We start from the raw sequence: 15,609 nt of genomic DNA, 5'->3' as shown, positions 1-15,609 counted from the left end.
TGATGGGTAGGGGTTGATTTTTCAGTAAGCTTAGAAAACACTAAATATTCATCAATAAATAAACTATTTTTATCAAACCTGATTTTTATCGGACAGTAATGTATTTAAATATTAAATTGATTAGTAAATCAGGGCCCCGGATGACTTTCCCCGAGGCAAAATCCTCAAAAACAATCATGATTTTTGGCTTTGTAAGTTTCATGTTTTAAATTTAAATAGGTGCGAGAACATTGATGATCTTAAATATTTTCAGTCCAGCAGGAACTTCCCATCTAACGGTTTCACCCTTTCTAAACCCTATGAGAGCTGCTGCGATAGGAGTTAAAACCGAAATCTTTTTCTGTTTTATATCCGCGTGCTGAGGCAATACGATTGTAAGCTCCATTATGTTTCCAGTACTTGCTTCCTGGATCCAAACCTTCGAATTAAGTCTTATGGCATGTGGTGGGAACGCATCATTTTTTAAGATAACTGCCCTACTGAGTTCTGCCGATAAGGACATTTCAGTGGAATTTTTTTTCTGTTTGCTAAAATAGGGCTTTAGTAAATCAAAGTCCTGCTGGGTAATTACTACCGCATTGTTTTCATTGAGATTCATACTTATGTCGTTAAAGTATTCTAGGATTATTTTGAAGGAATGTTTATGTTCGAAAGAAAAGACCTATCATCCCTTATGAAGAAGGGAAAAAAGTAATGTGTAGACATTAAAATCAATTCAGCTCTATTTAAACTGATTTACGAACTATTCTTTGCTAAAACAAAGTATTCGATCGACTTATGAAAAGGAATGTCTCAATAAGATAGGCGCTGAACCCCAGGCCAGAAAATTATAGAAGGCTTGGGGCGGGATTATCAAAATCTTTAAAAGAAGATATACAGTAAATCACGTCGCGAAAAATATAAGAATAGTGTGAAAAAATACAAGATTCAACCATTCGTATGTCCTCATATGAGAAAGCAACGGTCGGGGAAATGTATTTGAGGTATATGTTCACATCTCTAATATAAGCTATAGTAGAACAAATCAGCAAAATTTCTAATCTTTTCTATGATTTTAACACTATTCTGACTAAGGTGGCGCCAAATCAATAGTTATTGCATTTGTCAGTATCAATTTTCAAATTGATGCGAAACGCGAGTATGTTTATTAAGCCCCATTAGGAAAGTGAGGGGAGATTATCTTAATATCGAATACTAATACATTGTCTTAGTTTACGGGCATATTGCATAAACCAACTAATTTGACCCCTTTCCGCCAATTCACTAAAGTGCAGACAAGCAAAACTTTACAACAATTTTATTTCTGGTGAGACGGGGTCAATGCACTCTGGTTTATCCAGTTATACAAATCGCTATTTACCGAACTCCAAAACCTTAAAAGTTCCTGAAATCATTTTTGGCCGCTGTCCTTCAACATTATTTTTCTCAAAACTTGCTGTTGGCAGAAAAATATGATGGGTAACAGTATCGAGTGCAATTGTTCTGGCTCCAGGCTCAGACTTTATAGTTTCTTCTACCACAAATTTATCGGCCGAGACTTCTCTCACCACGGTGATGGTTCCTTCACCATTTGAGCTGAAGGCTAATTTAGTTGTCGAATCGAAAACTACGCCATCAGCCCCATCACCAATTGGCAATTTAGCCATCAGTTTACCGGTTTTAGCATCTAGAATCAACATCACCTTGTTGGAACAGACTGTTAACAACCTCGAATTAGCTTTGTCAATTGCTAATCCTGATGGCTCTTCACCACCAAGGAGTTTATAGCGAGATAGGACACTAAACGTCTTGCTATCAAAACAAACAATCTCATTTGTATCTTCAATGTTTACATAAATTTTCCCTTTTCCATCAGATACACCAGCCTCTGGCTTTCCGCCTAACGCAATAGTAGCTACCACCTTATCGGTTTGAGGATCAATAACAGTAGCATCATGGCTTTTTCCATTAAAAACATATACTTTCTGTGAATAGTCATCATAAAAAGTAGCATCTGGGTTTTGGCCAACATTGATCTGCGACATCACGGTTAAGTTTCTTAAATCGAAAACCGTACATGTTGCAGTTTTACCATTGGTGGTATATCCTTTTCCTAAGGAACTTACGACAGCTATTCCGTGTACACCTTGTGTATTATGGATTACACCAACCGAATCGCCGGTCGATTTATTTAAAACGTTTACCTGTGTTCCGTGGGAAACAAAAAGGTTATTATTCTTTTGATCTACACTTAGATAATCCCATCCTCCCCCGCTTCCTATGGTATGGGTAGCCAATAGATGAATGCCTGTTTTTTTTTGTGCGTTTACCGATATACCTGTTGCGACCAACAAAGCCATTGTCAAAATTTTCTTTTTCATCTGTTTATTTTTTTTTTGTGAGGCAGTCATCCCGATTTAATCATTACAGTAGGTGATTTTAAAAATTATGCCTGTTTCATTTTATTTTTGAATTAAATTTCTTAGTTTTTTTTGAATAAAATTTACGGATAAGGCTTGGTAATGCAACTAAAAGCAAAGGTAAGGCTACAATAAATCCTCCAATTACGGCAATGGCCAGTGGTTGGTGAAGTTGTGCCCCGGCGCCAATGCCCAATGCTAACGGCATCAGCGCAATAATCGCCCCTAATGCCGTCATCAATTTAGGCCTTAACCGTGTTGAAATGGCAAAGGTGATGGCATCATCTATATCTTTATCATGCAAGGACTCCTTAAACTGTAAGAAAGTAAAAATTGCATTTTCTCCGATAATCCCCACAATCATAATAAGTCCTGTATAACTACCTACGTTTAATGGCGTTGCCGTTATAAACAATGCTAAATAACTGCCTGAAATACCCAAGACTGAAATCAGGAGAATTAAAAACGCTATTTTAAAATCCTTGAAAAGGAATAAAATAACACTAAAAACAAGCAAACTTGATGCGATAAGGATTGTCAATAATTCAGAAAAAGATTGCTGTTGCTCCTTGTAAGCACCGCCATATTCAATGTGATATCCTGAGGGCAGGTTTACTTTTGATTTTATTGTTGATTGAATATCAGACATTACACTTCCCAAATCTCGGTTATCTAATCTGGCAGTAATAGCACCAATGGTTTGCAGGTTTTCCCTTTCCACTTCAGCACTACCTGGTTTCAGCTCAACTTTAGCTAAATTCTGAATTGGAATGGCAGTTCCATCAGACAGAAAAATCTTCATCCTCGAGATATCAGAAATACTAAATTTTCTACTGCCCGGATAAACCATCCGGATGGGGGAAAGTTGTTGTTTATCATATAAATCGCCGATTACATTACCTTGCATGGCCGTTTGAACCTGAAACTGAAATGATGCAGGCGTTACGCCATATTGAACAAGCATAGCAAAATTAGGCTGGACATTTACCGTTGGGCCGGATAGTACAATCCCATCAAACACATCAGCTGTTCCGCTAACCTTGGAGACCAGATCTGCAATCTGCTTGGACAAGATCTGCAGTTTTTGCTGATCGTTACCAAAAATCTTGAGCTCTATGGGCTGTGTCGAACTCATTAAATCGCCCAGCATATCGCCAATTACCTGACCAAAATCTACTTTAAGTGCAGGTTGTGTATTTTCAATATGAGTTCTGATATCAGAAATTACTTCATCTGTACTTTTTGTTCTGTTTGGTTTGAGTTGAATCAGGTAATCCCCTGTATTAGGCTCGGTAATAAAAAAGCCCATTTGCGTTCCCGTTCTTCTCGAATAAGCCTGAACATCAGGTATTTTAACAATTTCTTTCTCCACTTCTTTCAACATCCTATCGGTTTCTTCAAGCGATGTTCCTGGAGGCGATGCATAATCCAAAACAATACTCCCCTCATCCATTTCTGGTAAAAATCCTGTTTGTAAACGAGGAAAAACGACTGCAATGGAAGCGATTAAGATCAAGATAAAAACAAAACTGATATACGGTCGCTGAATAAAATACCGCACCCAATTTTGTGGCTTAACCTCATGATGGGCAGCTTGTTTGCCTGATGCATTATTGTGCGAATCTTTTGTGAGCAACAGATAGATTACCGGCAAGCCAATCCAGGTTATAAAAAACGAGCAAACCAGAGTAATAATCATCGTATTGGTCATTACCTGGAAATAAGACCCCGCAACCCCTGTCATAAGTACGAAAGGCACGAAAATTACAATAGTACTAATCGATGAACCCAACATTGCAGGAAAAAGATAATGAATTGCTCTTCCAAGTAAAGGAACCGTAGGCTCATCAGGATGCTCCTCGTGTGTACGATGGATTTGTTCTACTACCACAATAGCATCATCAATAATTAATCCAATGGCCGCTGCAATAGCGCCCAAAGTCATGATATTTAGAGTGTAACCGATAAAATAAAGTACAATCACCGTTAGGCAAAGCGTGATTGGAATAGTGATGAGGATGGTTGCGCTGGCTTTAATTGAACGCAGAAAAATAATGGCGACTAGGATAGCCAGTGTTAATCCTATCCATAAACTATCGCGAACGCTTTTGACCGATTCGTTTACAAAATCGGCCTGCACATAATAAGGTTTAATGGTAATTCCTGCCGGAAGTATGTTTGCAAGCTGAATAACCTTTGTAGCCATTTGGCTCGAAAGGTCGACAAGGTTAGCGTTAGGCTGCTTAATAACGGCAATCAGAATTCCGTCTTTACCATTTGCATTTATCCTGGTGTACTCTACACTTTGCTGTATGCTAACCTTGGCAATATCGCTAACTTTTACTGTACGGTTTCCTTTCCTGGTAAGTACAAGGTTTTCGAGGTCTGTTTTGGTTTTTACCGTTGCATCGGTAACCGAAAGGTATAAATAATTATGGTCGGCTAAATACCCGTTTGATTTTATAAAATTGGTTTGAGAAAGTACAGTGCTAATTTGGTCGGGCGATATGCCTAGCGTTTGCATTTTGGCTACATCAAGTTCCAGCCAAAATTCCTTGCTTTTCCCTCCAATAACCCGAATTTCAGATACACCTGTAACTTGTGAAAGAAAAGGTTTCACGGTATAAGTAGCAATCTTTTTCAGTTCTGCAGGCGAGTAACTAGGGCTTTCCAAGCTATAGCCGCTAACGGGCAAAATGGAGGGGTTCATTTTCTCAACCGAGATGTTCACCCCTGCCGGCAATGCTGCGCTGATTTTGGCAATCTGCGATTCGATTTGTTGCTGGCTTAAATTGATATCTGCTCCGGGATTCATAAATGCCGAAAGCTCGCAACTTCCACGACTGGTTGTACTCCTTACCAATTGCGAGTTTGGCACTTGCTTTACCGCATTTTCCAACGGACGAGTAACCGTAACCACCATTTTATCTACCGGTTGCAGCTCAGCATCGGCAATAATTTTAATCTTCGGAAAAGTGATTTCGGGGAAAAGCCCAGTTTTCAGTTGCTGAAAAGAATAAACGCCTCCAACCAGAATAATGACCAGTACGGCCAGAATAGGATTTCTATGAGAAATAAAAAAGTTCTTCATGGTTATTTCTGAATTTTAACTTTAGCCGTATCGGCAATTCCATAGTTACCTGATGTGATAATTCTATCCGATTTAGAAAACTTGGGGCTTAAGACTTCTGTTCTGCTGCTATTTTCGATGCCTTTCTTCACATTTACTTTTACTGCTGTAGAATCGTTGATGAGTTTCATCACCCAAAATTCATCTTCCGTTTCGTTGGCCAACACTGCAGATTTTGGTAGTACCTGTGCATTTGGATGGCTGATTTTGCTCAGTTTTACTTTTGCAATTAGCCCCTCCGGAATATCTTTTCCTGATGAAACTTTAATAATATATCGCTGGGTTTGCGCTAATGAATCGACCGCAGGCATTGTTCCGGAAACAGCGCCTGTTAATGAAGTTCCATCGGGTAGCAACACATTCAGGTTTCCGTTTTGCTGAATGATTTGATTAAGCTCGTAAGGCAGGTCTAACAAAAACACTAAACTATTACGATTGCTGATGGTTGCTAAAGCCTCGCCATCCTGCACATAATCGCCTTTTTGATGATTAACCTGAACGATAATTCCGCCTTGCTCCGCCCGAATAGTTGAAATACCTGAAAACTTAAAACCAGGATCGAGCTTATTAATGGTATTGCCAATCGATCTTGCTTCTTTGGTAATCAGTGTGAAAAGAGTTTGCCCGCTGCCTACTTTTTGACCGGTCCCGACGTTAGCTTTTTCGATATAACCATTGATGTTTGCTTTAACAAAGCTTTTTTCTAAATAAGCAGACGTTGCAGAAAGCTCAACATATTCAGCCAGTGAACTATCACTCACATGCGTAATTTGTACGGGAGTAACCGGAGATGGCGTATCTGCTGTAGCTTCAGGTGCTGAACTGCTACAAGAAGAAAGTGTAATTGCAACAGCGATGCTGGCATAAATCAATTTTAAGTATCTTTTCATTATCGGTTCCAATAATTATATTGATTAATCAGTTTTAGGCGGTTTATAGTAGTTTGTCTCAGCAGATTTTGTGCAGACATATAATTGTTAACCGCGATTACAAAATCGGCCACACGTAAATCGCCTGTATGCATCAGTTTACTATCAACTTCAATCAACCCTTTACTAAACCTGATTTGCTCGTTGATTTTCCCAAAAAGTGCATCGGTTTGACTAATTTGCTGACTGATTAAGTTGAGTTGTTGACTTTGTTGCCGAACAAAAAACGCCCTGTAATTTGAGATGGTTTCTGAGGCCAGATTAAGCTTGTTAAACTGCATTTTTTTCTGATGTCCATCGTAAATCGGAACGGAAAATGTAAACCCAACGCTTGCGCCAAAATTTGTATATGGCTGAAGCACTAACGATGAGTTATAACCGCCATTGGCATACACGCCCAGTTTTGGTTGGTAATTTAGGATGATGGAACTCCTTTGATTTTCATTTTTCAAACTATCCAATTCAAATTTCCGTTTGAAAAAACTCGTTTCGAAGAAAAGCTTATCCGATTTAAGTTTCGGCTCCTCTAAAAGAACTGAAGTAGTATCGGTAATTCCAGATAAATAATTTAGGTTAGCCAAATCATTTTTATATTGCAAGGCTGCTTGTTGTAAGCTTAATTCCTGCTGTTGCAGGGTAACTAAAAACGTTAAATATTCTGATTGTTTGTAAATATTACTTCTGGTTAAAGTTTTAAGCAAAGCTTCCTCTTTTTTAAGTAAAGCAACCACCTCACTGTTAAAATCAACCTGGTACTGACTGGCAAAAGCTAAAATGTACTGGTCCGCTATGGATCGATTTAAATCAAATGTCGACACTTGACTTGCATACCTAATGGAATCGTTTTGCAATTTTACGCCCTGCAGTTGGTTATTAATGCGTTTTTTATTCAGTAAATCGTAATTCACATTGAGTAAGGCATCTAAAGATTGGCCGTTGGTTATGACTTCATCATAACCATAACCATGAATTATCGGTGCATACAAGCCGCTTGAAGATCCGGTAACTTGCGGCTTGGCTGAAGCCCGAACAATAAGGCTGTCTATACCTGCAGATTTGCGCTGGTTTTCTAAATCCTTTAGTACAGGACTTGAAATTTTCGCCCGGTTAAGGAAAAATTCAAGATTTTTCGTTGGTTCCTGCGCCTTGACTAAAAGCATAGAACAAACAAGCATCAGTAGAAGAGAATATTTATACTTAGGTTTCATATCCTTAAAATTTATTCGGCTAAAAAAAGCATGAAGTATTTCGTTGTAAGCTTAATTAGCGAGAGACCCTGAAAAGCATTTAAAATCTTCCCGAAAGCATCAAACCGGATGCTCCAGGCTGGTAATATGGCATCAAACTAAATTTGCTATCTTTCTTTTTATTGAAAATTTGTTTCATGTAAGGATAAATCAGGTAAGCAATCTTGGTAGAGGCAATTCCAAATCCGGCACCGGCAACAACATCGCTAAACCAGTGTTTATTGTTGTACATTCTTAAGGTTCCTGTAGCAGTAGCTACAAAATACCCTGCATAACCAATCCAAGGATTAACATCCTTATATTCCTGATGCAAAAATTCTGCAGCCATAAAGGCTGATGCGGTATGGCCGGAAGGAAATGAATTTTCTCCGTTATTATTGGGACGTTCCCTGCCTACGCCTTGCTTAACAAAATGAGTGGAAGCCCCCATAATAGCGGCAGAGGTTACATAAAGCATAGAGGCATCAAACAGATTATGTTTGCCTTTTACGCCAGAAAGATTCAGCGCATACACAGCTGCCGCTGGGGCAAACTGTAAATAATCATCCACATGGGCTGCAAACAAAGGATGGTCTTCCTGTAATTCCGCTTTTGTACTCAAATCAAGCTGTTTTAAGGCACCATTATCATAAACAGCTGCGAAACCATAGCCTATCAGAATAGCCGGGGCGATAAATGAGGTCACTTTTAGTTTCTTTTTGGGAATAGGATTACCCGAATACCATCTTCCCAGAGAATCCGGTTCGAGTGTGTTTTTTAACGAATCTACATTTTGGGCAAATGAAAATAATGTTGCCGCTGTAAACAGCAACATGATATAAAAGTACTTAGCCATACTAAGGTTTTAAAAGGTTACCGTTTGCATCAAACAATAAGTCTTTTCCTTTTACTTCGGCCTCATAGCTCACGCTGCCATCAGCTTTGGTAATTTTAGCAGCCTCGGCAACTTTCATTCCTTTTAACTTAAGCATTACAGCGGCCGGAAACTCACTTGTTTTGATTGCAACTTCCCTTTCCAATAAAGACCCGGCTGCAGAATAAACTTCGGAAGTTTCTTTGCCGTTTAAGGTAAAACCAGCTTCGAAGTTTTGTTTTTCCATTTCCCAGTTTACTTTTATACCGGGATGATTTTTTGTGAAAGCAGTTTTAACCGCGGCTGGTACCTTTCCCGCTGCAACTTTCTGTGCAAATGTAGCGCTAACCACACCGCCCATTAATAAAAATATTCCAAAAATCTTTTTCATAGTTTTTATTTTTTATCAAAACTATAAGTCAATTATGTAGGAATTCTGTAGTTATGATGCAGGATTAAAAAAGAACGGAAAAAATATGCAATTCATTTATTTTCTGGTAAGTAATCTGATAACCATATATATTACACACTTGTTTGGTAATGGCCAGGCCAAGTCCCATGCCTTCAGATTCGTTTGATTTTGAGAACCTGTCAAAGAGCCTGTCTTTACCCCTAAAATCCTTTCCGGTGTTGGAAATAACAAGTGCGGTTTCCGAGAGTTCTATCAAGATTTTTCCACCGGGTTGATTATGTCTTACTGCATTGCTAAAGAGATTATTTAGTACAATATCGGCAAGATATCTACTCATTACTACGGTTTTGTTGCTCAGTTTAACTTCCGTAGTCAAACTATCTCTTTCAAAAAGTTCACTAAACTGCCTTAATTTGGATTCTATTAAAACTTTTAGATCAATTTCCTGGGCATCGTTAATTAAGTTGTTCTCGATCTTGGCCAATAGCAGAAGTGATTGATGAAGCCTTGATAGTCTGCCCGTAGCCTGATAGATATCTTCGAGCAGTGCGCCTTGCTGGGCGGTGAAGGGTTCAGTCTGTAAAAGCGAATCAAGCTTTGAATTAATTACCGCCAGAGGAGTCATCATTTCATGCGAAGCATTGTCGGTAAAGCTTTTAAGCTCCCTATAATCCCGTTTTACACGACTGGTCATCGCATCTACCGATTGGTTAAGCTCTATAAATTCATCAATTTTTGTAGAATCCTGGTTTACCGTTTCCATTTTTGTCACTTCAAAAGATTTCATCCTTTTCAGTGTATTATAGAACGGCATCCAAAGTCTGCTCAATACAAACCGGTTAATTAGGAAAAGGGAAAAAAGCAAAATCACCGTTACCCCCAATGTGATCAAAAGAATTATCCGAACCAGATCCTCAGATTCTACCCTTGATTTTGTAATGGTTACCTGAATGACCTTGCCTTTAAGTTTAACGGTGGTGATCAGGCTTCTTCCTGGTTCCTGCTCGTGCTCATTTTGGTTTTGGTAGGTCGTATTGCTGAATTCCCGGATATCCGATTTTCCAGATAATGGCTGATAAGAGACCTGTTGGTCGAGATAACTCGCCGGTAAGGGCAACTTTTGATATGTCCTGGTGTATTGTCTGATCTCATTTTCCTCTACCGCTAAATCCTTGTCCAGTTTATTGGTTAAAATCAGATGGATAAAAAAATAATAGATTATACCGGTAATCACCAGAATTATGGAAGAGGTCAGGATATTGACCTTGTTATAGCGGACGGATAGCTTCATGCGTCGGTAAATTTATAGCCAATACCATAAACAGATTTGATATAATCTTTTGTGCCCGTTTCGGCCAGTTTCTTTTTCAGGTTTTTAACATGGGTATAGATAAAATCGAAATCATCCGACAAGTCCATTTCATCTCCCCAGAGGTGTTCCACCATCGCATTTTTGGTGACCACTTTATTCTTATTGGATAAAAAATAAACAAGCAGATCAAACTCCTTTTTGGTCAGTGTAAGGGCATTATCATTCGCGGTAACCTTCATTGCAGATACGTCCACCTTAATCTCATGGAAAGTGATCACATTATCTCCATCAAAATTTTTTCTGCGTACAATTGCGCTCACCCTTGCTTTCAATTCTGAGAGATGAAAGGGCTTGACTAGATAATCATCAGCTCCAAGATCAAGTCCTCTAAGCCTGTCGTCAAGAGAATGCCTTGCAGATATAATTAGGACACCATCTTTTTTATTGGATTTTTTCAATTTGGATAAAAGGTCTAACCCTTCGCCACCGGGTAAACCCAGATCTAAAAGGATACAATCATAATTATAAAGTTCAATCTTCTCACTGGCGGTATCGAAATCCGCGGCATGTTCACATATATTTCCCTCTCCAGTAAAGTAATCAAATATGCTTTCGTACAAGGCATACTCATCCTCAACAATCAGTATTTTCATTTTTTTGAAAATTTATATTTTTATTCAAATAAATTATGGGATAGATTAATTATTCAGCCGGCTTTGAAGCTCTGCAATGTTAAGTGCTTTTTTTTTGCTGTAGTGCGCTCTTTCCGTATTGAGTAAAATACACATGAGCTGATAACATGTTCAAATTTAATTCATCCCATTGAACATTGGTATAAAAAAGATTGAGATTTGTTTCCCACTCCGTTTTAAGCCGGCTTGCGTAATCCTGATAGTCAGGGAGCGAAAAATGGTAAAAATCCGCATCACAAATAACTTCTTCTAAATTCCCTTCAGGTTGTTGAGGAAATTTCGTAGCTAAAATGCTTTTTTTAACAAGTGCTATTTTTTCTAAGGCTAATCCATTAGTTCCTAAAAACTCGGAGGCAATTCTAGCGCGCTATTCTTCATGACCCCAATATCTCTCCGTATAGCCTACGTCGTGTAAATAAACCGCCAAGTATAAGTATGAAGAGCTCATCCTCACTAAGCCCCTCTTTCTCTCCAATCAGCTCGAGATTGTGAAAATACATTTGGAGGGAATGTCTATACTGAAGACTTTCCTTCACAAAGTCGGCCACTTTCTTCAAAAGCATTTCATTATCCATAATTGATATTTAATCCGGACAAGAATAAGTCTCAAATCTGGAGAAAATCTGTAGCGTGCCGGAAATGGAATAATAATTATGGTTAGTCCACTTTCTTGTCATTATTTCTTACACTACAGTTTTTCTACAGATTTGACTGGTAATATTCTTCAATTTAAAAACCAGGATCATGTGGAAATATTATGCTATTCTATCTGTTTTTTTTGCAGCAATGTTTTCTCATTTAAAAATAAAAAAACATTGTTTAAAATTTATTATTTAGTTGACAAATGACTTTAAGAACTCTAAACTTGATGTCCAAGTCAAACTTTCATACCTTTCATTAGCCAATTGAATATGATGCGTTGTAAACATCGAATACATATATTGACCTTGCTGCCATTTTGCATACAACTCATTTTCTCCTGCAGGGTTGTCGGCTCTTTGTTTTTTTATGGAATGGGCAAAATCCCCAAGACCTGACAACTGAAATATTCTGAATTCTTGTCCGGTTGCTTCTTTTACATCGTTCCAAATCATATCAGGACTAACCTGAAAACTTGCGATATGTAAAATCCGCGGTGCATCGTTATCAAGAGCAACCTCAGCTGTAAAGGCGGCGGTATCGTCCATGGTGGTAAAATCTAGCTTCCAGTTGCGGCTATCCCCAAAGTAACCAATGCTCTTATCCTTTAAATTCAACACAGGTGTATTGTATTTTAGGATGTCTGCAAAGGCACCGTTGAAAATAGACGATGCTTTTATTGGGGTGCCATCCAGATGGGCTTTAAATTCTCTTCTGAGATCAAAGTTCCTATTTTCACCGGGTACTAAGTCATTGTAGTCCGTGCAAAAGTCTGAAGGTATAAACCTTGGCACACCTGCCTGTATGGCGCCTTCCAGAATCCTTTTTTGTAAATCAACAATTACATCTTTCAAACCAGCCAGTGCTGAAACGACGCAATCCATATTGGCAGCTACTTTTGCTATCTCCTCCACGCTATCAAAATCGACTTCTAAAACGTTGACCCCCATTTTTGCAAGTACGTCTATTTTCTCAGGGTCAGTAGACGTTCGGACCATCGCAGTAACTGATGCTCCTCGGCTTACCAATTCCCTACAAATCATTTTTCCTAAATTACCGGTAGCACCGGCGACTAAAATAAACCTTTTCATTTCTTTTTTTTTAATTATTTTAACAAGAATTCAACAACAGCCTCAATTACCTGTTCCGGTTGTTCTTCATACAAATAATGTCCGCTGTCTAAAATCCCCTTTACTTCTACATTCTTCCCTATGTATGGCAACCCCATTTTCATGAAGTTATAACTGACATAGCTGGCAATTCCTAAAACAGGCATGGTAAGTTGCTGGTAGTTTTTTGCATCTTCTATATCTTGGGAAAACGTCTGATACCAGCCATTGGAGGCCCTGATGCTCTCCGTTTGATTATAAGCCGAAGCATAAACTGCTCTTTCAAAAGATGACATCTTACGATCATCAATCATGACATAGTTAAAGAGCCAATCCATCAAGTATTGAAAACGTCCTTCCAATATCTTTTCCGGAAGCCCCTTCACCTGGTTAAATCCCATCCACCAGGCATAAGGCATATTGGCATCCATCTTTTCGTTGAATGTGCCAGGGGCAGGCATCAAAGGCATTTGCATCATCCCTTCACTTGGGTGAGCACCATCCAATACAATTAGTTTTTCAGTGTAATCAGGGTAATTGAAGGCAAAACTCATGGCGATCATTCCGCCTATGTCATGACCCATGATGTGTACTTTGCTCAACCCGAGCTGCTGTACAAGTTCCAGAACATCAGTTGCCATCGTTTTTTTATCGTAGCCTGAATCAGGTTTCTCCGAACTTCCCATGCCTCTGATGTCCACAATGATGACCTGAAATGTTTTTGCCAATTCCATTGCAATAGGATGGTAGGAGTACCAGGTTTGTGGCCATCCCGGAAGGCAAATCAATGGTTCACCACTTCCACCTTCTACGTAGTGTAATTTCACGCTGTTTACGACAAGATAGTGATTGCTAAATCCAGGAAAGTTCTTGATTAATTCTTCGTCATCGTATTGATTTTGAGACGTTAAGGTAATTTCATTCATAAAAGCCTTTGTATTTATAGCTCAAAGATAGTTGGCTGATCAAAGCGTCAATCTACCAAATGGTAGATAATAAATTTCTACCGCACATTCTTCCGGATTCGACTTAAAGCATTTGGTGTAATTCCAAGAACTGCGGCCAGCTGTTTTATTGGAATCTTTTGGATCATTTCCGGGTTTTTCAAAAAGCCGAGATACCGTTCTTCGGCTGATAGCGTTTGAAAATTCAGGATCTGGTCTATCATGCGAACCACCATACCCTCGAATATTTTTCGTCCAAATTCTTCCCACATTGGTATATGAGCATATAAAAAGTCCATATCATTTTTATCAACCACAACCAACTCTGTATCTTCTATGGCTTCAATATTAAAACGAGTCGGCTTTTGTGTACTGAGACTTGAAATTTCCGTAAAAAATTCATTCTTAAAGTTTACCCACGTCGTATTTTCCTGTCCATTCAATTCATAAAAAAAACGGGTGCCACCTGATATTATGAAGAAATATTGTCTCGAAATTTGTCCTTTCCGAAGGATCAGTTTTCCTTTGGGAATTTTTCTTGTGCGACATTTGGAAATGATAAGTTGTAAATCAAAGTCGTCTATTGCAACGATGGTTTTTATGAATTTAATGAATTCTTCCATTTTGATAAACATAACGAAAAAAAATATTTAATTCTTATTAAGAATTTTTGCACCAAACTTGAGGATTTTAAACACTCCTTAATTTTATTTAACCTCAGTATAAAGTATATGCTTACGTCTTCTCATTATTCCCTGGTTAAATGATAATCCAAAGTGGCAAATTCAAAAGATAACCCAATCACATAAAATTCTAGTTGCGGTTTTCACAATTACCATAAACCCATTTCATTAATCAAAATCATTTTTAGGTTTTTGATGATGAGTTTTTGATAATGAAGAATGGCCATTATTGGGTTAAAAATTAATTGGCAGGTTTGTATAGATAATTAAGAAGCATTAAAAAAAAGGAGGGGAATAATGACACTGTTCAATTAGAGTATCAAATATTTCTCGGTGCCGCTTTGATCTAAAGATTTTGAATCATTGATTGACGAACGCATAATTTTATATATGTTTGTCTCATTAGAATTGACTTGTAAAATATTGCCTTTATTACATAATCGGTATTCGATTGTGTAACCACGCATTTAAATCCAGCTCGAAAAAAAAAAAACACAGCTTAGGTATCCATATAGCACCGCCCCGGATGTATATTTGTACCAATGAGCTTACCAATGAGAATCACATACCAAGAAATAGATCACAGCTACAAAGTCATGACTAAAGTCATCAACGAACACACGCAGGAAATCAAGATCAATCTAGATGGAGAAGAGCTAACCTTGAAACAGAACGAAAAGCGAGAATGGGACGTGATAGAACAAACGGTCGGTGATGAACTAGGGCTGATCAAAGCGGTTATTCGGAGCGTCATCCTGCGTTATCGCCTTTAAAAATATCTATATTCTGACACCGGAAGTTTTACAATTCTGCTTCCGCTTTTTCCTATATATATATATTGGAATGTTTACTCCTTCCGTCTAAACCTGAATGACAAATAAACATTAAGCGAAGAATTTGATTGCCACCTTCCCATATAACTATGGAATGCCTTTAACTTCAAAATTTACTTGAAAGCACCTAATTTATGACAGTCGGTTTTGATAGAACTTAGCTATCTAAAATTATTTTGTTTATACTAATATCCTTCAATGGTTTTAGGTAGTTTTTTTATTGATTCTCGTTGTTGCAACTCGAGGATATTGTAAGGGGATAAGTAAAGCAGTTGCTGTGGATCTGACCCAATTAAACAAGTTGATTGATTCGGCCTACAGAGGTGCAAGTTCTAAACGGGGATGGACAACTAAAGCAGAGGTGCTCTGCGGCTTACGGATTGATGAACAAACGCTGAAGACGTATCTCAAGAAATAAAAAGTAGCT

Annotated in this window: 13 protein-coding genes; 1 reads left to right on the top strand and 12 read right to left on the bottom strand. The window is 38.3% G+C overall.

Features of this window, described 5'->3' with window-relative positions:
• Positions 1-211: 211 nt before the first annotated feature.
• The 12 genes from ACFOUY_RS12340 to ACFOUY_RS12285 form a co-directional block, all read right to left on the bottom strand.
• Positions 212-598, bottom strand: coding sequence for a GreA/GreB family elongation factor (locus tag ACFOUY_RS12340; RefSeq protein WP_378961007.1), 387 nt, complete (start codon positions 596-598; stop codon positions 212-214).
• Between the two features lie 754 nt (positions 599-1,352).
• Positions 1,353-2,360, bottom strand: a complete 1,008-nt coding sequence (locus tag ACFOUY_RS12335; RefSeq protein WP_378961006.1) for a YncE family protein — start codon at positions 2,358-2,360, stop codon at positions 1,353-1,355.
• A 76-nt stretch (positions 2,361-2,436) separates the two neighbouring features.
• Complete coding sequence (locus ACFOUY_RS12330; protein WP_378961005.1) at positions 2,437-5,490, bottom strand: efflux RND transporter permease subunit; 3,054 nt, start codon at positions 5,488-5,490, stop codon at positions 2,437-2,439.
• Positions 5,491-5,492: 2 nt separating this feature from the next.
• Positions 5,493-6,419 (bottom strand): efflux RND transporter periplasmic adaptor subunit, encoded by a 927-nt coding sequence (locus ACFOUY_RS12325; protein ID WP_378961004.1) that lies wholly within the window; start codon positions 6,417-6,419, stop codon positions 5,493-5,495.
• A complete protein-coding gene (locus tag ACFOUY_RS12320) occupies positions 6,419-7,666 on the bottom strand; it encodes a TolC family protein (RefSeq protein WP_378961003.1) in 1,248 nt (415 codons plus the stop codon). The genes ACFOUY_RS12325 and ACFOUY_RS12320 overlap by 1 nt, the downstream gene beginning before the upstream one ends.
• A 79-nt stretch (positions 7,667-7,745) precedes the next feature.
• Positions 7,746-8,540: a phosphatase PAP2 family protein gene (locus ACFOUY_RS12315; protein WP_378961002.1), complete on the bottom strand. Its 795-nt coding sequence runs from the start codon at positions 8,538-8,540 to the stop codon at positions 7,746-7,748.
• Position 8,541: 1 nt separating this feature from the next.
• A complete protein-coding gene (locus ACFOUY_RS12310) occupies positions 8,542-8,949 on the bottom strand; it encodes a hypothetical protein (protein WP_378961000.1) in 408 nt (135 codons plus the stop codon).
• 64 nt (positions 8,950-9,013) lie between these two features.
• Complete coding sequence (locus ACFOUY_RS12305) at positions 9,014-10,261, bottom strand: sensor histidine kinase (RefSeq protein WP_378960999.1); 1,248 nt, start codon at positions 10,259-10,261, stop codon at positions 9,014-9,016.
• Positions 10,258-10,935, bottom strand: a complete 678-nt coding sequence (locus tag ACFOUY_RS12300) for a response regulator transcription factor (protein ID WP_378960998.1) — start codon at positions 10,933-10,935, stop codon at positions 10,258-10,260. The genes ACFOUY_RS12305 and ACFOUY_RS12300 overlap by 4 nt, the downstream gene beginning before the upstream one ends.
• Before the next feature lie 872 nt (positions 10,936-11,807).
• Complete coding sequence (locus tag ACFOUY_RS12295; RefSeq protein WP_378960997.1) at positions 11,808-12,704, bottom strand: NmrA family NAD(P)-binding protein; 897 nt, start codon at positions 12,702-12,704, stop codon at positions 11,808-11,810.
• A 14-nt stretch (positions 12,705-12,718) separates the two neighbouring features.
• The gene (locus ACFOUY_RS12290) at positions 12,719-13,648 is read right to left on the bottom strand and encodes an alpha/beta fold hydrolase (RefSeq protein WP_378960996.1); all 930 of its coding nucleotides are present in this window, start codon (positions 13,646-13,648) and stop codon (positions 12,719-12,721) included.
• Between the two features lie 77 nt (positions 13,649-13,725).
• A complete protein-coding gene (locus tag ACFOUY_RS12285) occupies positions 13,726-14,289 on the bottom strand; it encodes a Crp/Fnr family transcriptional regulator (protein ID WP_378960995.1) in 564 nt (187 codons plus the stop codon).
• A gap of 656 nt (positions 14,290-14,945) precedes the next feature.
• On the opposite strand from ACFOUY_RS12285, the gene ACFOUY_RS12280 reads away from it, so the two are divergent.
• Entirely contained in the window at positions 14,946-15,122 is a 177-nt protein-coding gene (locus ACFOUY_RS12280; RefSeq protein WP_378960994.1) for a hypothetical protein, read from the top strand.
• Positions 15,123-15,609: the final 487 nt, after the last annotated feature.

It is taken from the genome of Pedobacter jamesrossensis (genome assembly GCF_042650905.1).
Taxonomy (GTDB): Bacteria; Bacteroidota; Bacteroidia; order Sphingobacteriales; family Sphingobacteriaceae; genus Pedobacter; species Pedobacter jamesrossensis.
Note: the sequence above shows the minus strand (reverse complement) of the source record. Positions and strands in the feature narration are given on the sequence as shown.

Bases quoted from the DNA above. Each gene is read 5' to 3' on its own strand.
- ACFOUY_RS12340 (WP_378961007.1), bottom strand. From the start codon at position 598: ATGAATCTCAATGAAAACAATGCGGTAGTAATTACCCAGCAGGACTTT.
- ACFOUY_RS12335 (WP_378961006.1), bottom strand. From the start codon at position 2,360: ATGAAAAAGAAAATTTTGACAATGGCTTTGTTGGTCGCAACAGGTATA.
- ACFOUY_RS12330 (WP_378961005.1), bottom strand. From the start codon at position 5,490: ATGAAGAACTTTTTTATTTCTCATAGAAATCCTATTCTGGCCGTACTG.
- ACFOUY_RS12325 (WP_378961004.1), bottom strand. From the start codon at position 6,419: ATGAAAAGATACTTAAAATTGATTTATGCCAGCATCGCTGTTGCAATT.
- ACFOUY_RS12320 (WP_378961003.1), bottom strand. From the start codon at position 7,666: ATGAAACCTAAGTATAAATATTCTCTTCTACTGATGCTTGTTTGTTCT.
- ACFOUY_RS12315 (WP_378961002.1), bottom strand. From the start codon at position 8,540: ATGGCTAAGTACTTTTATATCATGTTGCTGTTTACAGCGGCAACATTA.
- ACFOUY_RS12310 (WP_378961000.1), bottom strand. From the start codon at position 8,949: ATGAAAAAGATTTTTGGAATATTTTTATTAATGGGCGGTGTGGTTAGC.
- ACFOUY_RS12305 (WP_378960999.1), bottom strand. From the start codon at position 10,261: ATGAAGCTATCCGTCCGCTATAACAAGGTCAATATCCTGACCTCTTCC.
- ACFOUY_RS12300 (WP_378960998.1), bottom strand. From the start codon at position 10,935: ATGAAAATACTGATTGTTGAGGATGAGTATGCCTTGTACGAAAGCATA.
- ACFOUY_RS12295 (WP_378960997.1), bottom strand. From the start codon at position 12,704: ATGAAAAGGTTTATTTTAGTCGCCGGTGCTACCGGTAATTTAGGAAAA.
- ACFOUY_RS12290 (WP_378960996.1), bottom strand. From the start codon at position 13,648: ATGAATGAAATTACCTTAACGTCTCAAAATCAATACGATGACGAAGAA.
- ACFOUY_RS12285 (WP_378960995.1), bottom strand. From the start codon at position 14,289: ATGGAAGAATTCATTAAATTCATAAAAACCATCGTTGCAATAGACGAC.
- ACFOUY_RS12280 (WP_378960994.1), top strand. From the start codon at position 14,946: ATGACTAAAGTCATCAACGAACACACGCAGGAAATCAAGATCAATCTA.